Here is an 11410-nt window from a genome sequence, read left to right as displayed (position 1 = left end):
GCATAAACATGACAGAAATGCTTAAAGGAATTGCAGCATCTGATGGTGTTGCCGTTGCTAAGGCATATCTACTTGTTCAACCCGACTTGTCATTTGAAACGATCTCAGTCGAAGATACAAATGCAGAAGAAGCTCGTTTGGATGCAGCTCTTGAAGCTTCACAGAACGAGCTTTCTCTTATTCGGGAGAATGCAGTAGCGAGCCTTGGTGAGGAAGCAGCACAAGTATTTGATGCTCACATGATGGTTCTTTCTGACCCTGAAATGGTTGGTCAGATCAAGGAAACAATTCGCACGAAGAAGGTGAATGCTGAGGCTGGTTTAAAAGAAGTCACAGACATGTTTATCACCATCTTTGAAGGAATGGAAGATAACCCATACATGCAAGAGCGTGCAGCAGATATTCGCGACGTGACCAAACGTGTTCTTGCAAACTTGCTTGGTAAGAAATTGCCAAACCCTGCAACTATCAATGAAGAAGCAATCGTGGTTGCGCATGACTTGACTCCATCCGATACCGCTCAATTGAACAAACAGTTCGTTAAAGCCTTTGTTACAAATATTGGTGGACGTACAAGTCACTCAGCGATCATGGCGCGTACACTTGAAATTGCAGCGGTTCTTGGTACAAACAACATCACAGATCTTGTAAAAGATGGTGATGTGTTGGCTGTATCTGGAATCACTGGTGAAGTTGTTATCAACCCAAGTGAAGAGCAAATCGCTGAATTTAAAGCAGCTGGTGAAGCTTACGCTAAACAAAAAGCTGAATGGGCACTTTTGAAAGATGCCAAAACTGTTACTGCAGATGGCAAACACTTCGAGTTGGCTGCTAACATCGGTACACCTAAAGACGTTGAAGGTGTGAACGAAAATGGTGCAGAAGCTGTTGGTCTCTATCGTACTGAATTCTTGTACATGGATTCTCAAGACTTCCCAACTGAAGATGACCAATACGAAGCATACAAAGCAGTTCTTGAAGGTATGAACGGTAAACCTGTTGTCGTTCGTACAATGGATATCGGTGGGGATAAAGAACTTCCTTACTTCGATCTTCCTAAAGAAATGAACCCATTCTTGGGTTACCGTGCGTTGCGTATCTCTATCTCTGAAACAGGTAACCAAATGTTCCGTACACAATTGCGTGCTTTGCTTCGTGCATCTGTTCACGGTAAATTGCGGATCATGTTCCCAATGGTTGCATTGTTGACAGAGTTCCGTACAGCTAAAGGTATTCTGGAAGAAGAAAAAGCGAAATTGGTTGCTGAAGGTGTTGCCGTTGCTGACGACATCGAAGTAGGGATCATGATTGAAATCCCAGCAGCAGCGATGTTGGCTGACCAATTTGCCAAAGAAGTTGATTTCTTCTCAATTGGTACAAACGACTTGATCCAATACACAATGGCTGCTGACCGTATGAACGAACAAGTTTCATACCTTTACCAACCATATAACCCATCAATCCTTCGTTTGATCAACAATGTGATCAAAGCAGCTCACGCTGAAGGTAAATGGGCTGGTATGTGTGGTGAAATGGCTGGTGACCAAACTGCTGTTCCACTTCTTGTCGGAATGGGCTTGGATGAGTTTTCTATGTCAGCGACATCTGTCCTTCGTACACGTAGCTTGATGAAGAAACTTGACACAGCTAAGATGCAAGAATACGCTAACCGCGCTCTTACTGAATGTTCAACAATGGAAGAAGTTCTTGAACTTTCTAAAGAATACGTGAACGTAGACTAATTGATGTTAAAAATCTGATAAAAGTTATCACCTCGGAAGAGGTGGTAGCTTTTTTATTTTAAACCTGTATTTGTTTCTTTAAATGAAGTAGCTGAACAAAAATGGACTAGGTGTCGCTATATCAAAACAAAAAATTTTAATTTTCTAAAAATTTTCGGAAATAGGTTTGATTACAATTATTTTTATAGTATAATATTGGAAAGATAGTTTGAAAACTGAACAATTATGAATCTACTTTAGAAAATTTCAGGGAAATAATGGAAGTTTCAAATTTTTTTCATATATTTTCATCGCATTATTCAAGAAAAAATCTTGAATATTTCAACTATTTATAGTAGAATAATACTAATAGGAAGCGCTTACATAAAAGCGAGAGAGGTGAGTGAATGGATACGAAACAAGCATTGTATACATTTGGAACTGGGGAGAACTTTCATCTTCAACATTATCTAGGGGCTCATAAAGAGCAAGTAGATGGTGTGGATGGGTATAGTTTCCGTGTATGGGCTCCAAATGCTCAGGCAGTACACCTAGTAGGTGATTTTACCCAATGGGAAGAAAATGAAATTCCTATGGTGCGAAACGAAGCTGGTGTTTGGGAAGTTTTTACAACTGCACCTCAAGTTGGCGATATCTATAAGTTCCATGTTACAAGACAAAATGGCCACCGCTTGATGAAGGTGGATCCTTTAGCAGTCCGCATGGAAAAACGTCCGGGTACTGGAGCAGTCATTACGGAGATTCCTGAGCGGAAATGGAAAGATGGACTCTGGATGGCGAGACGGAGAAAACTTGGCTTTAGATCTCGTCCAGTAAATATTTATGAAGTTCACGCAGGTTCTTGGAAACGCAACGAAGATGGAAGCCCTTATTCGTTTGCTCAGTTGAAGGAAGACTTGATTCCTTACTTAGTAAAAATGAACTATACCCATGTGGAGTTCATGCCGGTGATGGCTCACCCGCTTGGATTAAGTTGGGGCTACCAATTGATGGGTTACTTTGCCTTAGAGCATACCTACGGAACACCGGAAGAGTTTCAGGATTTTGTTGAGGCCTGTCACTTGAATAACATCGGGGTGATTGTGGACTGGGTTCCAGGACACTTTACCATCAATGATGATGCCTTGGCTTATTACGATGGAACACCAACCTTTGAATACCAAGACCATCATCGTGCCCACAACTATGGCTGGGGAGCTTTGAACTTCGACCTAGGGAAAAACCAGGTCCAATCCTTCCTCATCTCTAGTGTGAAGTTCTGGATTGAGTTTTATCATTTGGATGGAATTCGGGTCGATGCGGTCAGTAACATGCTTTACTTAGACTATGATAGTGGTCCATGGACACCAAATATCGATGGTGGAAATCTCAACTATGAGGGAATTCATTTCCTTAAACGGATGAATGCTGTGATTAAATCAGAACATCCGGATGTCATCATGGTAGCTGAGGAAAGTTCATCTGGCACCAAGATTACTGGTCCAGAAGAGTATGGTGGTTTAGGATTTGACTACAAGTGGAATATGGGTTGGATGAATGATATCCTTCGCTTCTACGAGGAAGATCCTATTTATCGGAAATTTGATTTTAACTTGGTGACCTTTAGCTTTATGTATGCTTTCTCTGAAAACTTCTTGTTGCCATTTTCTCACGATGAAGTGGTCCACGGGAAGAAGAGTCTTATGCATAAGATGTGGGGAGATCGCTACAACCAGTTCGCTGGCTTGCGAAATCTCTTGACCTATCAGATTTGTCACCCAGGTAAGAAATTGCTCTTCATGGGTTCAGAGTTCGGCCAATTCTTAGAATGGAAGTCTGAAGAACAGCTAGAATGGTCCAATCTGGATGATGACATGAACCGCAAGATGCAAGAGTTTACTTTACAGCTCAATCAATTCTACAAAGATAACAAGATGCTTTGGGAAATTGATGATAGCTATGATGGTATTGAGATTATTGATGCAGATAACCGAGATCAAAGTGTCTTGACCTTTACTCGTAAGGATAAAAAAGGAAATCATCTGCTATGTATCTTTAATATGGCACCAGTAGAGCGCAAGGACTTTACAGTCGGCGTCCCTGTTGCTGGAGTCTATGAAGAAATTTGGAATACAGAATTAGAGAAATGGGGAGGTGTCTGGAAAGAGCACAACCAGGAAGTGAAGACTCAAGAGGGATTATGGAAAGATTATCCACAAACCTTGACCTTCACCTTACCGGCTCTTGGAGCTAGTGTATGGAAAGTGAAACGAAAACTTCGTTCCAATGTGTCTAAAACAAAAAAATAGTTGTTGGTGATCTACTGATCGCAGTCTATGATCCCATTCCTAAGTCTGTAGAAGAGGCCACAGTGCCTCTCCTCAGAAGTGGGAAGAAGGTCTCGTCAATCCAAAAAGGAGTAATCAATGAAGAATGAAATGCTAGCTCTGATCCTTGCTGGTGGGCAAGGAACTCGCCTTGGAAAACTCACTCAAAGCATTGCCAAACCTGCAGTGCAATTTGGTGGACGTTATCGTATTATTGACTTTGCCTTATCCAACTGTGCCAACTCAGGTATCCACAATGTTGGCGTGATTACTCAGTATCAACCGCTTGCCTTAAACAACCATATCGGAAATGGTTCCAGTTGGGGTCTTGATGGTATTAATACTGGGGTTTCTATCCTTCAACCTTATTCTGCAAGTGAAGGAAATCGTTGGTTTGAAGGAACAAGTCATGCGATTTTCCAAAATATCGACTACATCGATAGCATCAATCCAGAGTACGTGTTGATCCTTTCTGGAGACCATATCTACAAGATGGACTATGACGACATGCTTCAGTCTCACAAAGATCACAATGCCAGCCTTACAGTAGCTGTATTGGATGTGCCTTTAAAAGAAGCTAGCCGTTTCGGAATTATGAATACGGATGCCAACAATCGAATTGTCGAATTTGAAGAAAAACCTGCAGAGCCAAAATCAACAAAAGCTTCTATGGGGATCTACATTTTTGACTGGTCTCGTCTTCGCAACATGCTAGTGGCTGCAGAGAAGAGTGACATCGATATGTCTGACTTTGGTAAAAACGTTATTCCAACTTACCTTGAATCTGGAGAAAGTGTCTATGCTTATGAATTCAATGGCTATTGGAAAGACGTGGGAACTATTGAATCTCTCTGGGAAGCGAATATGGAATACATTGATCCAAACAATGCCTTAGACAGCCGGGATCGTCACTGGAAGATCTATTCTCGTAACTTGATTTCACCACCAAACTTCTTTGGCGAACATGCCCATATTGAAGATTCCTTGGTAGTGGATGGGTGCTTGGTAGACGGAACAGTAAAACGTTCTATCTTGTCTACGGAAGCACAAGTTCGTAAAGGTGCAGTCGTTGAAGATTCTGTTATCATGAGTGGTGCCATTATCGGTCAAGGTGCTGTGATTAAACGTGCTATTATCGGTGAAGGAGCAGTTGTTTCAGAAGGTGTTGTCATCGATGGAACGGAAGAAGTACAAGTCGTTGGATATAACGAAAAAGTGGGGGTAGCAACAGATGAAGATTGATAAGTATTCAGCCATTTTAGGAAACACAGTAGGCTTCCATGATATGTCGTCATTGACAGATCATCGTCCTGTTGCTAGTCTGCCATTTGATGGGAAATATCGCTTGATTGACTTCCCGCTTTCTAGCCTCGCTAATGCAGGGATTCGTAGTGTATTTGGTATCTTCCAGCAAGAAAATATCAGTTCCGTCTTTGACCATATTCGCTCTGGTCGTGAGTGGGGCTTGTCAACTCTTTTGAGCCACTACTATCTCGGTATCTACAACACTCCAGTAGAAAGTTCAAACGTTGGCAAGGAATATTATGAGCAACTATTGACCTATTTGAAACGCTCTGGTTCGAACCAGACAGTCGCTCTTAACTGTGATATCTTAGTAAACATTGATTTAAACCAAGTCTTCCACTTGCACAATACCGTTGACAGACCAATCACAGTGGTCTACAAGAAAATGCATCATCGTGACATCTCTGAAGTAAATGCGGTTTTAGAAATCGATGAGACAGATCATGTACGTGGACAAAAGTTGTTTGATGGAACAGATCCAGATGCTCTCTATAATATGTCAACGGATATCTTTATCGTTGATACACCATGGTTGATTGAAAAATTAGAAGCAGAAATCCATAAAGAACATCCAGAAAAATTGCGTTATATCTTACGTGATTTAGCGGTTGAATATGGAGCATTCGCATTCGAATACACTGGCTATATTGCCAATATTCACTCTGTTGAATCCTACTACCGCGCTAACTTGGATATGTTGGAAACCAATAAATTCATGTCTCTCTTCTCACCAAATCAAAAAGTTTATACCAAGGTGAAAAATGAAGAGCCAACTTACTATGCTCCTGGTTCGCAAATTAAGAATTCGCAATTTGCATCAGGAAGCATTGTCGAAGCTTTGGTGCATGATTCTATCATTTCTCGTCGTGTTCATCTACACAAGGGGGCAGAAATTCGTAGCAGTCTCTTATTCCCGGGAGTCGTTGTCCATGAGGGAGCTGTCGTAGAGCATGCGATTCTTGACAAGGGCGTCGTAGTTGAGACTGGTGTAACCATTCGTGGAACCAAAGAAGCACCTCTTGTGATTAAAAAAGGTGCTGTGATTACAGAGGATATTGGATAATGAAATTATTGTTTGTTGCCGCTGAAGGAGCTCCTTTTTCAAAAACGGGGGGCTTGGGAGATGTCATTGGGGCACTTCCTAAATCCTTGGCTAAAAAAGGTCATGATGTTCGTGTCGTCCTCCCCTACTATGATATGGTAGAGGCGAAATTTGGCGACCAAGTTGAAGATGTGCTACACTTTACTACAAAGGTAGGTTGGAGAAGTGAGTATGTTGGGGTAAAACGTATTTTTAGAGATGGTGTTACCTTCTACTTCATTGATAATCAAAAGTACTTCTTTAGAGGACATGTCTACGGAGATTTTGATGATGGGGAGCGTTTTGCCTTCTTCCAATTGGCAGCGCTTGAGATGATGGAACGTGTAGATTTCATTCCAGATATCATCCACGCTCATGACTACCATACAGCCATGATTCCTTTCCTTCTTAAGGAAAAATACCGTTGGATTCAAGCTTACAATGGTATTAAGTCTGTCTTGACCATCCATAATCTGGAGTTCCAAGGGCAGTTTGACCCAGGGATGTTATGGGATTTGTTTGGAGTTGGATTTGAGCGCTATGAAGATGGCACCCTTCGTTGGAAAGATTGCTTAAACTGGATGAAGGCTGGGATCCTCTATGCTGATCGTGTGACGACTGTTTCACCAAGTTATAGTTATGAAATCAGAACAGCTGAATATGGTTGTGGCCTCGATCAAATCTTACGCATGGAATCTGGTAAATTAACGGGGATTGTGAATGGAATCGATACAGACCTCTACAATCCTGAAACAGACCCGCTCTTGACCTATCATTTCAATAAAGATGATTTATCAGGAAAAGTAGCAAGTAAGCGAGCTCTTCAGGAACGTGTCGGACTTCCGGTTCGTGATGATGTTCCCTTGTTTGGAATCGTTTCTCGTTTGACCCGCCAAAAAGGGTTTGATGTGGTGGTTGAAGAATTACATAACCTCTTACAAAAGGATATCCAAATCGTTCTTTTGGGAACGGGAGATCCTGGTTTTGAACATGCCTTTTCTTGGTTTGCTCAAGCTTATCCAGATAAACTCTCTGCCAATATTATGTTTGATGTCCAGTTGGCGCAAGAAATCTATGCTGCTTCGGATGTTTTCTTGATGCCAAGTCGTTTTGAACCATGTGGACTATCTCAAATGATGGCTATGCGTTATGGTACGCTACCATTGGTTCACGAGGTAGGGGGACTGCGAGATACAGTACAAGCCTATAATGTGCTTGATGGCAGTGGTACTGGCTTTAGCTTTAACAACCTATCTGGTTATTGGTTGAATTGGGCTGTCGACCAAGCTTTGACAGTTTATACTCATGATAAGGATGCTTGGTACGGTCTCCAAAGAGAAGCCATGAGTCGTGATTTCTCTTGGGATACGGCTAGTCAACACTATGCGGATCTCTATCAATCATTATAAGATGAATGAAAAACGCCTAATTTAGGCGTTTTTTTGTTTGTAGAAGAAAGAGTTTACTACTAAAATATAGGGAATCAAAAAAAGGAAAAAATCTGAGTAAGATATGTTGCTAAAATGACTGAAAAAAGATAAGATAGGTAAAGGTAAAAAATCACGGGAAGCTATTTTAGGAAAAGAGCCTGTCCTCTCTAAAAATAAACTAGACTTCTTATGATTTGCTAATATTACTATGTAGGAAGTTATAGGATGAAACAAACAAGAAAAGCTGTTGAAAAGATTACCAAGTATTCGATTCGAAAATTATCCGTAGGAGTAGGACCGGTTGCTATTGGAGCCTTTTTCTTTGCAACTAGCTTATTAGGAGCGCCTTCTGTACAAGCTGATCAATTCACGGCAGAAGCGACAGTTCATATGGGGTATGTCACGGAAAATGAGTTGACTCCTGAGGAACAAGCTCAGGTGATTCATGCTATTCCTGAAGAGTATCAAAATGAAGATACCTTTTATCTGGTGTATAGGAAGAAAACAGCTAGCCAGAGTATACTGCCACAAACAGGGACTACCGAATTGGCGATTGCGGGGCTTAGTTTAGCGACTGCATCCTTTGCAGTTCTTTTGCTATCCAAGAAACATCGTAAAAAAGTAATGGGACTTTTATTAATTGGTTCTATGGGGCAAAGTCTGCTTTTGTCTATCGATGCCGCGGCCTTGCAAAATATTGAATTAGCAAGCTACAATCAAACTCTTTCAATTGCAAGCAGTAAAGAATTAGCCAACGGTGTTATTCCGATTGAAGGTTATGACTACGTCGGCTATCTCCGATATTCAGCTAGTCCTAAATTGGATGGGCAAGCGCCTGTCGTGAAAGTTGAGGAAAAGCCGGCAATCTCTGATCTCTATCAACCTACAACGAAAGAGGAGACTCTATCTCAGATTACACCAAAAGAAGGACCTAGTTTCCCTGTAGTGGAAAAGCCAAAAGTTGAAGTATCAACAGAAAGTATTCCATTTGAAACTGTAGAACAAGCAGATCCTACTATAGCAAAAGGTCAAACGACGATTCTAAGAGCTGGGCAAAATGGGGAACAAACTGTTTTAACAGAAGTGAGTACGGTAAATGGTCATGAAGTTCGCAAGGTAGTTGAAAGCAAGGTTACTAAAGAACCAGTTTCACAAATTCTTGCTGTCGGGACCAAGGAGGATGTTCAACCAAGTCCACAACCTGCCCCAGTGGTCACAGCTAAGGGAACGCAGGAAGAAGGTCATGTGGGAGAAGCGCCTGTTCAGCCGGAAGTCCCAGCCTATACCGGTGTTGTGGAAGCCAAAGGGACCCAAGAAGAAGGCCATGTCGGCGAAGCCCCGGTTCAACCAGAGAACTCAGAATATACCGGTGTTGTTGAAGCTAAGGGGACCCAGGAAGAAGGCCATGTCGGCGAAGCTCCCATTCAACCAGAGACTCCAGCCTATACAGGCCTGGTGGAAGCAAAGGGAACACAAGAAGAAGGTCATGTCGGCGAAGCTCCTGTTCAACCGGAGAACCCAACCTATCAAGTAATAGAAGGGACGGTAACAGAGACAGAAACGGTGGCCCTCCCATATGCAACAGAGTATGTAACGGATGCCAATCGTTACACCGATGAAGAGAGCCTCCTTCAAAAAGGCGAGGCTGGTAGCCAGGAAATTCGCCGTGTCTATAAAACAGTCAATGGTGAGAAAGTTGGAGAGCCCCTCAGTACGACAACTGAAACTGTAAAAGCTCCTGTGACAGAAAAAATTAGTCGTGGAAGTAAGGCGATTGAAGGCCAAACAGAGGATGTTTCGTTTGAGGAAATTCCATTTAAGACGGTAACCGAACAAGATGCCACCTTGCTAAAAGGAACCGAAAGGGTTTCTCAAGCTGGTAAGAATGGGAAGAAAAAAATCACTAAGGTCTATAAGACCATCAAGGGGGTTAAAACGGCGGATGCTCCTACTGTTTCTGAGGAAGTAGTTGAACAAGCACAAGATCAGATCATTCAAAAAGGGAGCAAAGAACTTGAAAAGCCTACCTTAACCTTGACTCAGGTCGATAAGGAAGAATTGAAGCGCAGTGCCAAAGCTACTTATCGTTTGGATAAACCAGACGGTGTAACCATCAAGTCTATCCAGGCTGTATTGAAGAAGGGCGATCAAGTGGTGAAAACTTTTGCCCTTTCTGAGACGGATTTAGCGGCTGCTTTAGCAGACTTAGACTACTACAAGGATTATACGCTCGCAACGACCATGGTCTATGACCGTGGAAATGGGGATGAAGAAGAAGTTCTTAAGGAAGAACCGCTAAGACTTGACCTTAAAAAAATTGAAATCAAAAACATAAAGGAAACCAGTCTGATTAGCGTGGATGACCAAGGTCTTGAGAAGGATAGCAGCCTCTTGACTGAAACACCGTCTGATGTGAAGCCATACTACTTAAAAGTTACCACCTATGATAATAAGGTCACGAAACTAGCCGTTGATAAAATCGAAGAAGTGACGGTAGATGGCGCGACCCTCTACAAAGTAACAGCCAAAGCTCCAGATTTGGTCCAACGGACTGCAGACAACCAGTTCAATGAGGACTATGTCCACTATATTGCGAAACCAAAAGCTCATGAAGGTGATGTCTACTACAATTTCAACGAACTTGTAAAAGCCATGCAAGCCAATCCGACTGGAACCTTTAAGATTGGTAGCAATATGAATGCGGCCAATGTCCAACCAGCAGGAAAATCTTATGTAACCAATGCTTTCAAGGGAATTTTGGAAAGTACGGATGGAAATACATTTGCCATCCATAATATCACGCGACCACTGTTTGGGAACATCGAAGGTGGCTCGGTTAAGAATCTCTTGCTTGAAAATGTTGCGATTGACCTACCTGGGACTGATCGAGTAGCCCCAATCGCAGGTGTCATCAAAAACAATGCAACTGTTGAAAATGTTAAAGTAACAGGAAGTGTTGTTGGGAACAATGACGTAGCAGGGATCGTCAATAAAATTGATGGTAGTGGGAAGGTCAGCAATGTTGCCTTTATCGGGAAACTGCACGCTACTGGTAACAAAGGTGGCTATCTAGCGGGTGTTGTTGGCGAAAACTGGAAAGGTGTTGTTGAAAAGGCTTACGTTGATGCTGAAATTACTGGGAACAAAGCCAAAGCTGCAGGTCTAGTCTATTCCTCTCAAAATGGTGGAAATAACCACACGGTTGGTAAAGAAGGGGTCCTCAGAAATTCAGTTGCTAAAGGTTCTATCGAACTCAAAGAAGCTGTTCAGTCTGGTGGATTGCTGGGTACCAACTGGGCCTTGGGTGCTATTGAAGACAACATCACGATGATGAAAGTCAAAACAGGTGAGATGGTATTTGGTCATTCAGATATCGATGCAGATGATTACTTCACCTATTCAAGAACCAAGCGCAATTACAGTGTGGAAGGCGTGAGTGAAGGGAAGAAGTCCTTTAACAATTCCCGTAAAATCCCAAGCATCTCTCTGGCAGAAGCTGAGCAGAAAATCGAAGCAATGGGAATCACTGCTGATAAATTTACCAGC

General features: G+C 42.2%; 6 protein-coding genes. All 6 read left to right on the top strand.

Translation table 11 applies throughout. The annotated features are described in order from the left end of the window. Positions 1-8 precede the first annotated feature (8 nt). Positions 9-1742: a phosphoenolpyruvate--protein phosphotransferase gene (gene ptsP / locus ACLOR3_RS05685; RefSeq protein ID WP_048689268.1), complete on the top strand. Its 1734-nt coding sequence runs from the start codon at positions 9-11 to the stop codon at positions 1740-1742. A gap of 386 nt (positions 1743-2128) precedes the next feature. Further along, the gene (gene glgB, locus ACLOR3_RS05680) at positions 2129-4030 is read left to right on the top strand and encodes a 1,4-alpha-glucan branching protein GlgB (protein WP_287516902.1); all 1902 of its coding nucleotides are present in this window, start codon (positions 2129-2131) and stop codon (positions 4028-4030) included. A 117-nt stretch (positions 4031-4147) separates the two neighbouring features. Further along, entirely contained in the window at positions 4148-5290 is a 1143-nt protein-coding gene (locus ACLOR3_RS05675; RefSeq protein WP_048717190.1) for a glucose-1-phosphate adenylyltransferase, read from the top strand. After that, on the top strand, positions 5280-6416 hold the full coding sequence (gene glgD, locus ACLOR3_RS05670) for a glucose-1-phosphate adenylyltransferase subunit GlgD (protein ID WP_048717191.1): 1137 nt from the start codon (positions 5280-5282) through the stop codon (positions 6414-6416). Before ACLOR3_RS05675 ends, glgD begins: the two co-directional genes overlap by 11 nt. Beyond that, positions 6416-7843: a glycogen synthase GlgA gene (glgA, locus tag ACLOR3_RS05665; RefSeq protein ID WP_411400475.1), complete on the top strand. Its 1428-nt coding sequence runs from the start codon at positions 6416-6418 to the stop codon at positions 7841-7843. The genes glgD and glgA overlap by 1 nt, the downstream gene beginning before the upstream one ends. Before the next feature lie 246 nt (positions 7844-8089). Further along, positions 8090-11410, top strand: a 3321-nt coding sequence (locus ACLOR3_RS05660) for a ZmpA/ZmpB/ZmpC family metallo-endopeptidase-related protein (protein ID WP_412037065.1), incomplete at its 3' end; no start/stop codon positions are given.

This window comes from Streptococcus intestinihominis, assembly GCF_046824975.1.
In the GTDB taxonomy this organism is placed as follows: Bacteria; Bacillota; Bacilli; order Lactobacillales; family Streptococcaceae; genus Streptococcus.
The sequence above is the reverse complement of the archived record's forward strand: the minus strand, read 5'-3'. Positions and strand labels throughout refer to the sequence as shown.

Coding starts and splice junctions, on each gene's coding strand:
- ptsP (WP_048689268.1), top strand. CDS start 9: ATGACAGAAATGCTTAAAGGAATTGCAGCATCTGATGGTGTTGCCGTT.
- glgB (WP_287516902.1), top strand. CDS start 2,129: ATGGATACGAAACAAGCATTGTATACATTTGGAACTGGGGAGAACTTT.
- ACLOR3_RS05675 (WP_048717190.1), top strand. CDS start 4,148: ATGAAGAATGAAATGCTAGCTCTGATCCTTGCTGGTGGGCAAGGAACT.
- glgD (WP_048717191.1), top strand. CDS start 5,280: ATGAAGATTGATAAGTATTCAGCCATTTTAGGAAACACAGTAGGCTTC.
- glgA (WP_411400475.1), top strand. CDS start 6,416: ATGAAATTATTGTTTGTTGCCGCTGAAGGAGCTCCTTTTTCAAAAACG.